Source organism: Cupriavidus sp. 05N40, assembly GCF_056397305.1.
Map to the genome: position 1 here is coordinate 1 of NZ_JBFTND010000147.1, position 15,213 is coordinate 15,213.

At 70.1% G+C, this 15,213-nt stretch carries 10 protein-coding genes and 2 rRNA genes; 6 read left to right on the forward strand and 6 right to left on the reverse strand.

The features are described from left to right. Together AC1DO7_RS28015 and rrf are read left to right on the forward strand one after the other, a co-directional pair. Positions 1-140: ribosomal RNA gene (locus tag AC1DO7_RS28015) — 23S ribosomal RNA — on the forward strand; the annotation flags it as partial. A gap of 127 nt (positions 141-267) precedes the next feature. After that, positions 268-381, forward strand: a 5S ribosomal RNA gene (gene rrf / locus AC1DO7_RS28020). 123 nt (positions 382-504) lie between these two features. Here the strand turns inward: rrf and AC1DO7_RS28025 are convergent. The 6 genes from AC1DO7_RS28025 to AC1DO7_RS28050 all read right to left on the reverse strand — a co-directional run bounded on the left by AC1DO7_RS28025 (position 505) and on the right by AC1DO7_RS28050 (position 10,733). Continuing rightward, entirely contained in the window at positions 505-1,998 is a 1,494-nt protein-coding gene (locus AC1DO7_RS28025) for a C25 family cysteine peptidase (RefSeq protein ID WP_441612735.1), read from the reverse strand. Beyond that, positions 1,995-3,326, reverse strand: coding sequence for a hypothetical protein (locus AC1DO7_RS28030; RefSeq protein ID WP_441612736.1), 1,332 nt, complete (start codon positions 3,324-3,326; stop codon positions 1,995-1,997). Before AC1DO7_RS28030 ends, AC1DO7_RS28025 begins: the two co-directional genes overlap by 4 nt. A 75-nt stretch (positions 3,327-3,401) precedes the next feature. Further along, complete coding sequence (locus tag AC1DO7_RS28035; protein WP_441612737.1) at positions 3,402-7,217, reverse strand: WD40 repeat domain-containing protein; 3,816 nt, start codon at positions 7,215-7,217, stop codon at positions 3,402-3,404. A gap of 1 nt (position 7,218) precedes the next feature. Next, positions 7,219-9,273 carry a CHAT domain-containing protein gene (locus AC1DO7_RS28040; RefSeq protein ID WP_441612738.1) on the reverse strand — a complete coding sequence of 685 codons (2,055 nt, stop codon included), beginning with the start codon at positions 9,271-9,273 and terminating at the stop codon, positions 7,219-7,221. A gap of 14 nt (positions 9,274-9,287) precedes the next feature. Further along, complete coding sequence (locus AC1DO7_RS28045) at positions 9,288-9,434, reverse strand: hypothetical protein (protein ID WP_441612739.1); 147 nt, start codon at positions 9,432-9,434, stop codon at positions 9,288-9,290. Positions 9,435-9,905: 471 nt separating this feature from the next. Beyond that, positions 9,906-10,733: an IclR family transcriptional regulator gene (locus AC1DO7_RS28050; protein WP_441612740.1), complete on the reverse strand. Its 828-nt coding sequence runs from the start codon at positions 10,731-10,733 to the stop codon at positions 9,906-9,908. 165 nt (positions 10,734-10,898) lie between these two features. Here AC1DO7_RS28050 and AC1DO7_RS28055 point away from each other — a divergent pair, with 165 nt between their 5' ends. The 4 genes from AC1DO7_RS28055 (at position 10,899) to AC1DO7_RS28070 (ending at position 15,199) form a co-directional block, all read left to right on the forward strand. Beyond that, positions 10,899-11,675: an enoyl-CoA hydratase/isomerase family protein gene (locus tag AC1DO7_RS28055; protein WP_441612741.1), complete on the forward strand. Its 777-nt coding sequence runs from the start codon at positions 10,899-10,901 to the stop codon at positions 11,673-11,675. A gap of 10 nt (positions 11,676-11,685) precedes the next feature. Then, a complete protein-coding gene (locus AC1DO7_RS28060) occupies positions 11,686-12,894 on the forward strand; it encodes a CaiB/BaiF CoA transferase family protein (protein WP_441612742.1) in 1,209 nt (402 codons plus the stop codon). Between the two features lie 43 nt (positions 12,895-12,937). After that, positions 12,938-14,104 carry an acyl-CoA dehydrogenase family protein gene (locus AC1DO7_RS28065; protein ID WP_441612743.1) on the forward strand — a complete coding sequence of 389 codons (1,167 nt, stop codon included), beginning with the start codon at positions 12,938-12,940 and terminating at the stop codon, positions 14,102-14,104. An 87-nt stretch (positions 14,105-14,191) separates the two neighbouring features. Continuing rightward, complete coding sequence (locus AC1DO7_RS28070; protein ID WP_441612744.1) at positions 14,192-15,199, forward strand: Bug family tripartite tricarboxylate transporter substrate binding protein; 1,008 nt, start codon at positions 14,192-14,194, stop codon at positions 15,197-15,199. The last annotated feature ends 14 nt before the right edge of the window (positions 15,200-15,213 follow it).

Below are 15,213 nucleotides of genomic sequence, written 5' to 3' on the forward strand. Positions count from 1 at the left end.
GACCTCCTTGAAGGGTCGTTCGAGACCAGGACGTTGCCTCCTTGAAGGGTCGTTCGAGACCAGGACGTTGATAGGCTGGGTGTGGAAGCGCAGTAATGCGTTAAGCTAACCAGTACTAATTGCCCGTAAGGCTTGATCCTATAACCAGTGTGTTTCTCCTGGTATGACGTATCGCGTGCCGCTAGCAAAGCTCGGCCGATACCTCGCAACCTGACTACATCCCTATTTGCTGTGCTGGCTCAACSCCAGCRCGGCACACCGTTTATGCCTGGTGACCATAGCGAGTTGGAACCACCCCTTCCCATCCCGAACAGGACCGTGAAACGACTCCACGCCGATGATAGTGCGGATTACCCGTGTGAAAGTAGGTAATCGCCAGGCTCTCCCTTGAACCCCCCCAGTACGCAAGTACTGGGGGGTTTTGCTTTTGGGGCGGCTGATTTATAGCGACCAATTTGCAGCAACCGGTCCGCGGCGGCGGTGTTGCGGTCCCGAAATGCCCGTCTAGCCCGTCGGTGCGCCGGTCGCGGCCATATCCCGTACCCTCAGCCGCACGGCCGGATCTCCCAGCACCACATAATTGCGCGCGTCATCGCGCGCCACCCATCGCAGCGCGATATCGGTATCCGGTACCGCGGCCCCCGCGCAGCGGTCGCGCAGCAGGTCGGCCAGCTCCGTGCTCAGCGCGGCCCAGCGGATATTGAAGCGATCGGTGGCCTGCCCAACACGCTCGCCACGCAACAGGCTGCCGACCACATCGCGGAATCCCTGCGTCTGCGGATCGGCACGCTCGGACTGGAAGCCGTAGGCCCATGCCCGGTCGACATGCCCGAGCACGGCGAGGGCGCCGCCATGGCGATGCGCGAGCAGGCGCTGCGGCAGGCGCGCGGTGAAAGGGGCGGGTGCGAGGCGGGCAGGAACACCCGCGCTGCCTGCGGAGATGCCGCTAAAATTGTCGAATTCCGGGCATCCTGCGCCAAAACAGGCAAAACAGAACTGGATAAGCCCGTGACACTGCGCGTCGTCGGGGACGTCCTGCGCGGCGAACCAGTGCTCGGGACCGATCTTGCCGTAGCCGGGCCAGTCCTGGCAGACCAGGGCACCCTGGGTGTCGGCGAGGCGCGCGTCGTCGGCGCGCAAGGCCATGCCATGGGAGCCGGTGAAGAGCAGGGCAGGCTGGCCACCGGGGCTTTTGCCGCGCAGGACGTCGGTGAGGGCGGCTTTGCTGGCGGCTTCGCCCAGCAACGCCTGCATCGAGAAGCCCTGGCGTTCGCCCAAGGGCTTGGCCTGCGCGGTGCCCTGGCCGAGCGGTGTGGCCAGTTGCCGCGTGAGCAGCTGGGTGGCGCGGTCGAAGTCGTGGCAGGTGGCGAACAGCGCGATGCTGCGGCGAGCCGCCACGCTGGCGGCGGTTTCATAGGCAACGACGCTGTCCGCATAACTGCGGAAATCCGCCATCTCCTGAAAGTCCAGCCGGCCGACCGCCCAGTAGAGGTCGAGCGTGTACTGGAAGGCAAACGAGATCTTGCCGGGGGGGCCGATCAGGACGAGGTAATAGGGCACGCCCAGCGCGGGATCGACCACGTTGAGCGAGACCTTGTGCCGTGCCAGCCAGGTCGCGGCGGTCTCGCCCGGCAGGCAGCCGTCGGCGCCCTGGAACACCGTGATATCGCCCGCCTCGCGCCGCCGCCAGGCGATCAGAGGCGCCAGCGCATCCAGGTAAGGCGCGGGATCGACGTCGGAGGGGAATAGCAGGCCCCAGCCGGCCTCGCCCAGCTTGTCGCCGTCGATGTCGCCCAGGACGGCATAGGTGTCGGCCTGCCGGGCCTTCTCCGCGGCCCGTTCTGGCGCGCGGCGGCCGGCCTGCTCGTGCGCGGCGAAGGCCTCGATGCCCTGCGCATCGAGTTCCGCCAGCGGCCGCCCGGTGTCAGCCTGGATGCCGAGCGGGAGCGGCATGGAGTCGCCGCCGCCGGCCGGCGTCGGTTCCGGTGCCGGGCTCATGATGCCGCTCCGGTCAGTGCGGCCTGCCAGATCAGGTGGGCCACCTCGGGGCCGTCGATATCGTTGTGCGCGCCCGAGACCCCGCTCTTGTGGCAGATGAATTCGCTGGCTTCGATGTTGAGCACCTTGCCGCGCGCCATGTCGTAGCGCCCGTCGTAAGGCATCATGGCCGCGTCCGCGCTGCCATCCACGCCCTGGATGCCGAAGGCGCCGATCGCCCCGAAGGTGGGATAGGCCTGCGCCGGATCGAAGGCAACCTGGCCGGCCACGCCCGCGGCCCACGGATAGAAGGTGCCGACCGCGCTGTCATGCCGGGAGCGGGTGACCACCAGCGGGCCGCTGACCTTGCCATCTTCCAGCAGGTGGCGGCAGTAGCCAGCCGTGCCTGGCCGTACCGGGATGTCCGGCGCATAGGCCCAGAGCGACATCGCGCCCTGCACCAGCACGCACGAAGCCACCGGGCGGCGCAGCGCCGCGGTCCCGCCTGGGCCGCCCAGCGTGGCGGACATGACGACGGCGCCGAAGCTGTGGCCCATCAGGTGCATGCGCGCGCCCGGAAGCGCGTCCTCGATGCGGTTCAGCAGGGCATGCACGCCTTGCTCGCCGACGGTCTGCCCCCGTTTTTTCATGCTCCAGAAGGACAGCTGGCGCAGTGGCGCCAGGATCCCGCCCAGCAAGCCGCTACCGCCGAAGGCGGCGCCGAGCTGGCTGGCTTCGGCGAAGGCGGCATCGGGATCGAAGGGCAGCCGGTCGGAGCCGGCGTCACCGCCCACGCCCGCGCTGCCGAGCGCAAGCGCCTGGTCGAGCTGCCGGTAGGCCTGGCGCGCGTCCTGCGGCAGGCTGGCGGCATCGGCCTGGGTGCGTGCGGCTTCGAAGATGGCGGCGAGCGCGGCGCGCACGGCCGGGGTATCGCCGAGGCGCTGCGCATAGGTGTCGATCATTGCCTGCGGGCCGCCGCCAGCCTGCGGCGCAAAGCTGGCACCGTCGCCCATCTCCTCGTCCCCCCAGGGCAGGCTGGGCCAGTGCAGGCCGATGTGGGCAACGGCCAGGCCCGGATGCCGCGCGCGCATTTCCTGCTCGTCGCCGACACTGCGCGAGAAAGCGCCGATCCAGCGGTCGTACTGCGCGCGCGCCGCTGGCAGGTCGCCCTGCCAGCCGTGGCTCCAGAAAAAGACATCGGTAGGCGGTGCGGCCTGCCATTGTTCCAGCAGCCGCGCGGACAGGTATCCGCCGGTGCCGTCGGGGTCGTCGCTGCGTTCGTTGCCTGCCTCGTCGAGCGCCAGCAGGGCGTAGGTGGCGCTGCTGCCGGCAATGTCCTGGATTGGCATGAGAAATCCCTCGTCTGAGAACCTGGCCGGCGGATCTTTGTCGATGCGCCGGCCAGTCCGTGGTGCCCGGCGCGCTCAGCGCGGCTCGCATGCGCTTGGCTGCGGTGTATCGCCCGGGAAGAAATCCGCTTTCTGTCTGGCGGTAAAGCCGCCGCCGGCAATGGCGCAGGCTTGCCTGCGCCATTGCTCCATGTCCAGGTCCCAGATCGCCGCCAGCGCGGTCCCCGCGGCGTATAGCCAGCGCCCGTCATCGCTCACGGAGAGCGCGGCGATCGGTTGCCGCTGGTCGCGATACAGTGTCTGCGGGATGGGCAGCGGCCGGTCGGTCTCGCGATCGAGCAGGAAGAGATTGCCGTGGTCGTCCCCGGCGACGACAAACGGCGCGTCGGGCACGGCCAGCGCGGTAATGACGCCTGCCGCATCCTGCTTGAGGATGATGGGTGCGGCCTGCGCCGGCGGCGGCAAGGCCGCGGCAGCCTTGGGCAGCGCCAGCCGGTACACCTTGCCGAGATAGTTGCCGGCCACCAGCGTGGCGCCGCGCGCGTCGAAGGCAAGGCTGGTGATCTGGCCGCGCGGCAACGCCTCGAAGCGCTGGACCAGGATCGCTTTGGTATCCAGGCAATCGGCGCCGGGTGGGCCGATCCGCCACAGGCTGATCTTGTCGTCCTCGGCCACGGCCAGCTCGGCCGTTCCCGGCCTGAAGGTGGCATAGGCGGCGTGCACGAGCGGATCGGGCAGCGGGATGCGGCAGGTGGCGGCGTCGGCGGCGGTCGATGGCGCGGCTGGGGTGGCGGTAGAGCCAGATCCTGCCGGCGCGGCCGCGCCGGCATCGGGCGCCAGGCGCCAGAGTTCGAGGCGACGGTCCTCGGCCGGTTCGCCAGAGCGGATTGCCAGCAGGCGGCCGTCCTCGCTGAGTGTCAGGCGGGCGCCGGCACCGGCCATGACGCCGGGCAGGATGGCCTTGCCGCTGCCGTCGGCCGCGAGCAGCCAGATCTGGCCGTTGTCATCGGCCACCGCAAGACGCCGCGCGCCGCGTGCCCAGTCCAGCGCCCGCACGGGGGCGGCCGGCAGGGCGACGGGCCGCCTGCTGGCCGGCTTGCCCGCCTCGGTCTGGAGCAGGACGAGCTTGCCGTTCTCGGTCGCGGCAACCAGAGGCGGGGCGATGCCGGCCAGCGCCAGCAGCAGCGGGGGCGCGCTGTCCTGCCCGCGCGAAACGATGGTAGCCATCGGGTGCCGCGGCGCGTCGAAGCGCATCTGCAGCAGTTCGCCTTGATCGGTCGATGCCAGGAGGCGCTGGTCCTTGCCCGCCAGCGCGAGTCCGGTGATCTGGCTTGGCAGGTCGAGCAGCTCGTTGCGCGTGAATTGCATGCGCTCAGGTTCGAGCCGCCAGCGGATCACGCGGCCGTCCCAGCCGCCCGAGAGCAATTGCCCGTCGTCGGTAAACACCAGCTGCACCACGGCGTCGTCGTGGCCCAGCAGCGCACGCGGCCACAGCGTGCCATCGGCGGTGCGCCACACGCTGATGCGGCCGCCGCGCGTGCCGGCCACGGCAAGGCTGCCGTCCGGACTGACGGCGATGCTGTGGTAGCCGGCGAACCAGTCGGTGTTGTCGGCCGGCGCGGCCAGCTCCTGCTCGGGTGTGCCCAGCACCGCCGGCGCTGCCTGCGCATCATCCGGCAGGCGCCACAGCCTGGCCTTGCCATCGCGCCCCGCCGTGGCAAGCTGCCGGCCCTGGCCGAACAGCGCAACGTCGGTGACGCGCAGCGCGTGCGCGCGCCCGCTTGCAATCGGGCTGCGCCAGGTGTCCCCGGCCTTGGTGAGATCCCACACCGCAATGCGGCCGCGGTCGTAGCCCGCCACCAGCCGCTGGCCGTCGCCGGACAGCGCGGAGACCGGACCCCATCCGCCTTCGCGCCTGGCCCCCGCCGGCAGCGACAGTACCGTCGCGCGTGCCGGCTGGGCGATATTCCACAGCGCCACGCTGCCGTCCTGCCCGCCGGTGGCCAGCGTGCCGGCCCCCGTCAGCGCGACCACGCGCACGCCCTCGGGATGCTGGTTGCGCAGCGCGGTCTCGTCGAGCCGCACGGTATGCCCGCCGGGACCGAGCCCGGTGATATCCACGATCCAGTGGCCACCGCCCAGGCGCGCGCTGACCCGATAGCCGGCATCGGCCTGCACCGCCAGCATCTGCTGGTCCGCGCGCGCGAGGTAGGTCTCGATATGGCGGGCGCGGTTCATCGTGCCGACCAGCGAGCGCCGGAAATCGAAGGCTTCCGGACGCTTATGGCTGTGTTGGCCGCGCGTGCCTTCGACCGCGGCCAGCAGCGCGGCGTCCGGCGCCGGTCGCGAGCTGAGCAGGGAGAACAAGGCGTTCTGCATGGCGAGGTCCTGCTTGGTCGTGCGCAACTGCCACGCCAGCACCACCACCACGATGAGGAACAGCAGCGTGGCGCCCGCCAGCGAGTAGCCGAAGATGTGCCAGCGCCGGGCGCGCTCGCACTCGGCGCGATGGCGCTGGTAGGCGGCCAGGAAGCGGTTCTCTGCTTCGCTGTGCCGGTCTTCCGCTTCGAGCAGGGTGTCGTCGAGTTCCTCGGTGGAGGTGAGCTTGCCGAACACGCCCGGGTTCTCGCCCGACAGCGCCCACGCCCGCGCCAGCTGCTTCCAGTGCGGCAGGTACTGGGTGCGCCACTGCGCATTGCTGGCGCGGACCGGCTCGATCAGCCGGTCGTGCGCCAGTTCGAGCCATTGTGCGTCCTGGCGGCTCTGTGCGCGCACCAGGTGATATTGCTGCAGGATGTCGAGCTCGGCCGCGGTGGGGGAGTTGCGCAAGCCTGCATCGAGCGTTGCCTGGGCACGCATATTGTTGGCGGTGATCAGGCTGTTTTCGATCCAGTCGCGCACCACGCGCTGGCGCAGCCGCGTGCCGCTGGCCGCGTCCAGCGTCATATTGCAGTAGGAGGCGAGCGCCGCGCTGGTATCGAGCTGCTGCACCTGCTCGAGCGTGATGGTGCCCCCGCCCGCGGGCGGCCCGTCCGGCCCGAAGCACGCCTGCCACAGGCTCAGGGCAACCACCTGCAACTGCACGGGCTCGACGAAGCGCCCCTCGCGCAGGCTGACCTGGCCGGCGGCGTCGCGCGTGCGCACCTGGGCGAGGTCCTTCACGAGCCGGCGCGCGGCGTCTTCGCGGAAGTCCACGCCGGCCGCCATAGCCGGGCCGCGCAGGGCTTCCAGCGCCTGCTCCCTCGACAGCAAGTCGATGCGCATGGTGTTCGTGAGGCGCGTCGGTACCAGGTCGCGGTAGGCGTCCAGCCACGAAAAATACTCCTCCCGCATCGCCACCAGGGCCCAGACCGGGCTGCCGCTGCGGCCCAGCAGTTCGCCCAGTTGCGCGAAGAAGGCCTGCTTCGCGCCGGTGTCGGTACTGTCGAGCGTGAAGATCTCCTCGAACTGGTCGAGCACGATCAGCAGCCGCCGCGTGCGGCCGCCCGTGCTCTGGTCTTCCAGGCGCGCCAGGCAGGACAGCAGCGTATCGTCCGGGCGCGGCCTGAGTTCGCTGCGCGCGGCCCAGCAGTGCAGCACGCTGGTGACGTAGCGGTTCTCGCCCTCGTACGGCACGCTCACGCGCGCGGTCGGCAGCACGTCGAAGCGGTCCGCCAGGCGCGGGCGCAGCCCGGCCTCGATCAGCGAGCTCTTGCCCGCGCCGGAGGGCGAATACAGCAGGACGACGCGGTCGGCGATGAGGCGGTCGCGCAGTTCCCCGATCTCCGCGTCGCGGCCGAAGATCGGGTCGGTCTCGCCCAGCGGCATCGGCCCGATATAGGGCCCGCGCGCGCTGGCGCGTGGCTCGGGGGTCTCGGGTGCGGCGTTGGCGGGAGCGGGATTGGCTGCCATCTCATCCTTCCAGGCGCCGCAACAGTTCGGTGGTGAACATGCCCACGTCGCCCCAGTACAGCTTCAGGCGCGCCTTGTCCTGGAAGTAGCGCTCCAGGTAGCGCCGCGCGCTGACCGGGTCGACGATGCTGTTGGGGTCGAGCTGGGCGGACAGGTGCTGGTACTCCTGGCGCAGATCCGCGCCCTCCAGGTTGAGGATGCTGCGGAACAGGATGCGGAATTCCCACGACTGCACGTCGAAGCCGACGAACAGCAGCGCGCTGTCGTTGAGCCGTGCGCGCACGGAAAGCGGTATCGCATTGCGGTTGACCGAGACGCTGGTGAGGTAGTCGAAGTACTGGTCCTCGGTGAGCACCAGCGAGCCGGGCTCGCGCAGATCGCCGAACAGCTTGAGCACCATCGGCGCCTGCGCGCTGGGATTGGCGCGCTTGCGGCCTTCGGCCAGCGTGTCGTCGCAGGCTTCGGCCTGGCGGTTCCAGCGGCACAGCCGGATGCCGGGATCGGCGCCGCCTTCGCGCAGGGCGTCGGCCAGCAGGTCGCTGGGGTCCGTCGTCAGGTAGACCGGCAGCTTGAGCCGGGCCATGGCGCGGTACGGGTTATTGCCATCCTGCTGGCGCTGCGCGCGTCCCACCGCGCAGACCACGTCGCCGAGCTGGGCGATGATGTCTTCGTTGCGCAGCGCGCAGAGCGCCGGCGGAAGGATGTCGCGGTACTGCTGGCACAGGTGCTGGTAGGCGAACTTGTAGAACAACCGGCGCGGAAACACGCCTTGCTGGGACACCGCCAGGTATTGCGCCACCTGCGGCAGTTCATCGCGCTCGTGCGCCGCCATGGGGAAGTGATAGGCCTCGGCCCACATCTGCGCCAGCTGCAGGCGCGAGCCGAACACCGTCTCGCTCATCGCCGGGCCGAGTATGGGCGTGGTCTCGCCATGCTGGATATTCTCGATGACGGCGTGCCAGGCATCGGTGCCGTCACCTTCGTCTGGACCGAAGCCCGGCGGGTAGAAGATGCGGCCGCTGTCGAGCCGCGTGAACACCGCCGGCATCCACCAGTCAGGGAACTGGCTGACCGCCGCGCGCGCCACGCCGGCCGCGCGGTCCACCTCGCCGTGATCGCGCAGCTCGCCGAAGAACACCGGCATGAAGGCACTCATGGTGGCCATGCCCACATTGCCCTGCATGGCCAGCACCGCCGGCACTCCGGCCTGCGCCAGCAGCGGGCCCAGCGCCATCAGTGTACTGCCGCCGCGCGCGGCGCCCGCGCCGGCGCTCTGGCAGGAGCACAGCACAACCAGGCCGGGCGGGCGGTCCAGGGTGCCGATGCGGTTGACCAGCACGCTGCCGGGCACCAGGTCGCGCGAGCCATCGATGCGTTCGAGCCACAACATGGGCTCGCCGTCCACCAGCGCCCCGTGGCAGACGAGATAGAGCACGTCCACGCCGTCGCGCAGCGCGCTCAGCAAGCGCTCCACCGACGCCTGCCCGGGTTCGGCGAGAACCGTGACCGGCACCGGAGCCAGCGCGGCGGCGGCCCGCGCGGCCTCGCCCGGCGCGTCGATCGGCGTCAGTTCCGGGCCGAGTCCGCTCGGATTGGCCACCACCACCACGGCCGTCACGTCGTTCTTGGCGCGCAGCTTGGGCAGGCGCATCTCGCGCGCGAACAGATAGCGCGAGAAGAAGCAGCGCTGCGCGATGAAGAGTGCGTGCTCGCCGGCGGGGTCGAACAGGGTTTCCCAGGGCAGCGCGTGCAGCTCGCGCGCCTCCACGCTGATACGCAGTCGCACGCGCAGGTCCAGGCGGCGCTCGTCCGCCGCGGCTTGCGCGGCCACGAAGGCGTCGCGCACCACCGGGTCGGCGAACAGGCTGGCTGCGAGGGCGCGCCCGCAAACCTGCGGATCGGCATCGCGCAGCGCAGGCGCGTCCGGCGCCAGCGCCAGCGGCACGCGCGGCGTGATGGCGTCGCCCTCCGGCACGCGATGCCGCGCTTCCACCTCGTACCTGCCATCGCTATCCGTACCGATGACGATCTCGAGTTCCGAGTAGTTGCGGGGCATGGGCGTCTGGCCGGCTACGCGCAATCGCGCCGATCGCCTGGCAGCACCAGCGACCTGGAGCGCGCTGGCAGCGGGGCAACGCGGGTGGGGTTGACCTGGCCGCTGCTGAACAACGCCTCGCAGTCGCGGCGCGGTGCAGCTTTCAGCGCGATGGTGATCATGGTCCCTCCCCGCAGGTCCGGGCTTTGCGCAAAGGCGCGCGACGGCGCACCGCACCGGTCCCGGCAAGGCAATGCTGGCGGCCCGCGAAGCGGGGGCCTGTGTTTATTCATCCGTTCTGGCTTCCCTAGCTAATGAATATGATATTTGCGAAAAATGCAATTTTCGTCGCCGTCGCCGTGGCGGCGAGGGCAGGGATGGTGATGCAAGCGCCATCCGGCACGGAGCCGCGTGCCGTTGCGTGCGACGCGGCGCAAGCACGCATCCGTTGGCACCTGCCGATCACCGGGCCGTGATGTTGGCCGCGTTGGCCGCGCCCGGACACCGCGCCTGTGCGATGCCCGGAACCCCATGCCGAACGACGCAACCGCCCGCCGGAGCCGGCGAACGTTGCCGCCGCCGATGCCGCTGCTGATGCCGATGCCGCTGCTTAAGCCGCCGCACGCCGGCGCCTGAGCCCTGCCGGGCTGCATTCACGCGGCCGCGCCATCTCCGCAGGCCGCCACAATCTGCGCGATCAGGCCGAGCAGCAGCGGCGCGTAGCGTTCGACATCGCGCGGCTTCTCGCTGGCCTTGTGCGGAAAGCTGATATTGAGTCCGTACCATTGATGGTCCGGCCCGCGGAAGGCCGCGCCCACGGCGGTCAGGTGACCGGGCTGGTAGTTGGCGCTGCAATAGCCCAGCGCCTGTGCCTGCGCGATGCCCCGCCTCACCTCCCTGCGCAAACCTGGCCATTGCTCGCCGGCCTTCTCGGCGATCTTGCCAACCAGGTCTTCGCGCACGCCGGCGGGCAGCGCGGCCAGATAGGCCAGGCCGATCGCCGTCAGCTCCATCGGCACGCGCGTGCCAGGCGCCACGCGCCGCGTGCGCGACACGCTGTCGCGGCTGTGGCGTACCGATGCCAGGTAGACCATCGCAGTCTGGTCGCCGACCGCCAGCCCCACGTTGACCTTCTCCGCCTCGGCGATCTTGCGCATCAGCGGCAGGGCGATATCCGCCACCACGGTGGCATGGCGGAACGCATCGGCCAGGCTCAGCACCACGGCCGCCAGCCGGTAGGCACGCTCGGTGGTGTCGTAGTGCAGGAATCCGGCATCGACCAGCGAGCGCGTGAGCCGGCTCACGGTAGGACGCGGCAGGCCCGTACGGGCGGCCAGGTCGGCGTTGGTCAGGCTGGAGGAGCCGACGCGAAAGGCACGCAGCAGCGTCAGGCCGCGCTCGAGCGACTGGCTGCCTTCGGTCTGGCGGGTGAAACGGCCGGTGCTGTGCGTGATCTGGCGGGTCGAGGTGGCAGCGGGCATGCGAGTGGATTGGCGCACCTTGCGAGCCGCCAGTAATTTCGGTATCCGAAATTGTAGTGTAGCGCCGCCGACGGCATCGGCGAATACTGTCGGCTAGTGGTGCGGCGCCGGCAAGCGGCGGCGCGGCCTTTCCCCGTTCTCCATCATCCACCCGGAGCCTTCGCCATGACCTTGGCATCCCAGCCGAAAATCCATCTGTCCCGCGACCAGCACGTCGCGCAGATCGAGATCTCCCGCCCACCCCACAATTTCGTCGACGCCGATGTCATGCGCCGGCTGGCCGAAATGCTGCTGCAGCTCGACGAGGACGACAGCTGCCGCGCGGTGGTGCTGTCGTCCGGTGTCGGCGCCTTCTGCGCCGGCGCGGATTTCAGCGCGCCGGACCAGGGCAGCGTGTCGCGCGATCCGTCGGCCTTCTACGCGCAGGCCATGAAGCTCTACCGCAACCGCAAGCCGATCGTGGCGGCGGTGGAGGGCGCAGCCATTGGCGCCGGGCTGGGCCTGGCGCTGGTGGCGGATTTTCGCGTGACCTGCCCGCAGGCGCGCTTCAGCGCCAGCTTCAACCGGCTGGGCTTTCATCCCGGCTTCGGCATGAGCGTGACGCTGCCGCGCCTGGTGGGCGAACAACAGGCCGCGCTGCTGTTCTATACCGGCCGGCGCATCGGCGGCGAGGAGGCGGTGCGCATCGGACTGGCCGATGAACTGGTGGCACAGGGCGAAGTGCGCGCGCGCGCGCTGGCGCTGGCGCACGAGATCGCGGCGTCGGCCCCGCTGGCCGTGGAAAGCACGCGCGAGACGCTGCGCCTCGGCCTGGCCGACCGCATCGCCGAGGCCAACCGGCGCGAGCTGTCCATCCAGCGCGTGCAGTTCGCCACCGACGACTTCCGCGAAGGCGTGGCGGCCATGGCCGAGCGGCGTGCGCCAGTATTCCAGCGCCGCTGAGGGAGGCCACATGCACAAGCCAACTCCGGCTTCGGCCGGCCCGCTGGACGGCATCCGCGTGCTCGACCTGACCTCGGTCGTGCTGGGCCCGCTGGCCACGCAGGCGCTGGCCGACCTGGGTGCCGACGTGATCAAGGTTGAAGGCCCGGAGGGCGACCTGATGCGCGCCAACGGCGTCTCGCGTCATGCCGGCATGAGCTCGATCTACCTGGCGCTCAACCGCAACAAGCGCTCCGTGGTGCTGGACCTGAAGACGCCCGCGGGCGCGGCCGCGCTGCGCCGCCTGATCGCCGGTGCCGACGTGCTGGTCCACAATATGCGCGTGGCCGCCATCGAGCGGCTGGGCTTCGGCTATGCCGCGGTGGCGGCGCTCAATCCGCGCATCGTCTACTGCGTGGCCACCGGCTTCGGCCAGGACGGACCGCATCGCGACAAGCCAGCCTTCGACGACATCATCCAGGCCGCCTGCGGGCTGGTGGCGCTGGGCTCGGCCGCGGGTGGCCGTCCGGAATACGTGCCGAGCCTGATCGCGGACAAGACCACCGGGCTGGCCCTGGCCAACGCCGTGCTGGCCGCGCTGCTGCACCGGGAGCGCCATGGCAGCGGCCAGTCGGTGGAAGTGCCGATGCTCGAAACCATGGCCAGCTTCGTCATGGCCGAGCACCTGGCCGGGCTCACCTTCGAGCCGGCCACCGGTGCCGCCGGCTACGCGCGCCTGCTGCAAGGCGGGCGCCGGCCGGCGCAGACCGCCGACGGCTGGATCTGCGCGCTGCCCTATACCGACCGCCACTGGAAGGCCTTCTTCCACGCGGTGGGCCGCGACGACCTGGCGGACAAATACAACATCGCCAGCCGTGCCCAGCGCAATGCCAATATCCGCGCGCTGTACCAGCACCTGGGAGACATCACGCCCACGCGCACCACGGCGCAGTGGATGGCGTTGTTCGGCGAGCTCGACATTCCCGCCACGCCGATCTGCACGCCGGACGAATTGCCGCAACATCCGCACCTCGCGGCGGTGGGGCTGTTCCAGCAGACCGAACATCCCACCGAAGGCCCGCTGCGCGAGATGCGGCCGGCGACGCGGTTTTCCGCCACGCCGCTRTCGCTGCGCCGCCATGCGCCCGGGCTGGGCGAGCACACCGAGGAAGTCCTGCGCGAAGCCGGGCTGGGGCCGGACGAGATCGCGCTGGTGGCGGGCGGCAGGAACGCGGCCTGATGCAGCCCGCAATGCAGGCGCACAAAAGACAAGGAGACAAGGCATGAATTTCGCACTGGACGAAGAGCACCAGATGCTCAAGGACCTGGTCGCGCGCTTCGTGCGCGAGCAGCTGATTCCGCTGGAAGCGGGCGTGCTGGCGCGCGAGGCGCAGGGCGGCCAGCTCGCGCTGCTGCCGCAGGAACAGGCGCGGCTCGACGGGCTTTCGCGCGAGCTGGGACTGTGGGGCCTGGACGCGCCGGCCGAGATGGGCGGCGCCGACCTGCCGGTGGTGGCCATGGTCGGCGTCAACGAGGAACTGGGCAAGACCATCACGCCCTATGACCTGCCGCCCGATTCGCCCAACTTGCGCATGTTGCTCAAGGCCGCCGACGAGGCCCAGCGCGCGCGCTACCTGGAGCCCTACGCGCGGGGCGAGACCATCTCCGCCATCGCCATTTCCGAGCCGGGCGCGGGCGGCGACCCGGCCATGATGTCCACCCGCGCCGAGCGCGAAGGCGACGACTGGGTGCTCAACGGCCGCAAGATCTGGATCAGCCGCGCCGCACGCGCCGACTGGACCATCGTGATGGCGGTGACCGACAAGGCGCGCGGCGCGCGCGGAGGCATCTCCGCCTTCCTGGTCGACCGCGGCACGCCCGGCTTCAAGGTGGAGCGGCGCATCCCGATGATCGGCGGTGCTTCCACCTATGAGGTGGTGCTGGAAGACTGCCGCATTCCTGGCACGCAACTGCTCGGCGTGGAAGGCCAGGGCTTCGCGCCGATGCAGGCACGGCTGTCGAGCCGGCGCGTGCAGATGGCGGCCTGGTGCATCGGCCGCGCCCAGCGCGCCCTCGACATGTTGTGCGAGTACGCGCCGCAGCGCCGCACCTTCGGCGCTGCGCTGGCCGATCGCCAGGCCATCCAGTGGTGGGTGGCCGATGCCGCCACGCGCATCCATGCCTGCCGTCTGATGACCTACGAGGCCGCCGCGCGCATCGACGCCGGCGACGAGGCGCGCACCCAGGTGTCGATGATCAAGGTGTTCGCCACCGAGATGGCCTGGGACGTGATCGACCACGCCATGCAAGCCTTCGGCGCGATGGGCATGACCAAGGAAATGCCGCTGCAGCAGATGGCCAACGAAACGCGCCTGATGCGCATCTACGAGGGGCCGTCGGAAGTGCACCGCTGGGTCATCGCGCGTGACCTGCTGGGCCTGAAGCGCTAGCGGGCCAGCCGCCCCGCGCTGTGAATCAATGCCATATCCGCACCGGGAGAACCCACTGCCGGGCGGAGCACCAAGGAGACAGACCGCATGACCCGCTCCACCACCTGTTCGCGCCGCCGTTTTGCCAGCCTTGCCGGCAAGGGCGCGCTTGCCGCCGCGGCCCTGGCGACCATTCCCGGCGTCGTCCTGGCGCAGCAGCCGGCGTTTCCCAGCCGGCCGATCCGCTTTATCGTACCGTTCCCGTCGGGCAGCGGCACCGACACCACCGCGCGCATGTTCGCCAAGAAGATCGGCGAGCTGACGGGGCAGGGCGTGGTGGTGGAGAACAAGCCGGGCGGCAACGGCTTCATCGGCGTGCAGACGCTGCTGAGCGCGCCGGCCGACGGCTACACGGTGTTCATCGGCAGCAACTCCACGCTGTCCACCAACGCCGCCACGTTCCGCAAGCTGCCCTACGACCCGCTGACCGACTTCACACCCATCACGCTGCTATCGCGCGGGCCGTGCCTGATCATCGTTCCCGCCAGCTCGCCGTACCACACGCTCAAGGCGCTGGTGGAGGACGCGCGCAAGCGGCCCGGCGCGCTCAACTATGGCACCGGCTCGGTCTCGTACACGCTGTACAGCGAATGGCTCAACGAGCAAAGCCGCATGAAGACCACCGCGGTGCCGTACAAGGGCGCCGGCGACGCCATCAACGGCGTGATGGCCGCCAACGTGGATTTCGCCGTGGTGGACGCCAGCGGGGCGATCGAGCTGGTCAAGGGCGGCAAGGTGCGCGCGCTGGCCTATACCGCGCCCCAGCGCTCGCCGTTGCTGCCGGGCGTGCCGAGCGCCGCCGAGGCCGGCGTGCCCGATTTCCTGGCCTACAACTGGGTCGCGGCGGCGGTATCGGCCAGGACGCCGGCACCCATCGCGCAACGGCTGGGCGAACTGTTCGCCGCTGCCGGCGCAGCCGACGACGTCAAGGAGTACTACCAGCGGCAGTCCACCGTGCTGATCCTCTCGACACCGGCGGAACTGCGCGACTACCAGAAGGAAGAGATCGCACGCTGGAAGCGGCTGGCCGCGATTGCGAAGATCGAGTTGCAATAGGCATAGGCAGCGCC

Coding starts and splice junctions, on each gene's coding strand:
- AC1DO7_RS28025 (WP_441612735.1), bottom strand. CDS start 1,998: ATGAGCCCGGCACCGGAACCGACGCCGGCCGGCGGCGGCGACTCCATG.
- AC1DO7_RS28030 (WP_441612736.1), bottom strand. CDS start 3,326: ATGCCAATCCAGGACATTGCCGGCAGCAGCGCCACCTACGCCCTGCTG.
- AC1DO7_RS28035 (WP_441612737.1), bottom strand. CDS start 7,217: ATGGCAGCCAATCCCGCTCCCGCCAACGCCGCACCCGAGACCCCCGAG.
- AC1DO7_RS28040 (WP_441612738.1), bottom strand. CDS start 9,273: ATGCCCCGCAACTACTCGGAACTCGAGATCGTCATCGGTACGGATAGC.
- AC1DO7_RS28045 (WP_441612739.1), bottom strand. CDS start 9,434: ATGATCACCATCGCGCTGAAAGCTGCACCGCGCCGCGACTGCGAGGCG.
- AC1DO7_RS28050 (WP_441612740.1), bottom strand. CDS start 10,733: ATGCCCGCTGCCACCTCGACCCGCCAGATCACGCACAGCACCGGCCGT.
- AC1DO7_RS28055 (WP_441612741.1), top strand. CDS start 10,899: ATGACCTTGGCATCCCAGCCGAAAATCCATCTGTCCCGCGACCAGCAC.
- AC1DO7_RS28065 (WP_441612743.1), top strand. CDS start 12,938: ATGAATTTCGCACTGGACGAAGAGCACCAGATGCTCAAGGACCTGGTC.
- AC1DO7_RS28070 (WP_441612744.1), top strand. CDS start 14,192: ATGACCCGCTCCACCACCTGTTCGCGCCGCCGTTTTGCCAGCCTTGCC.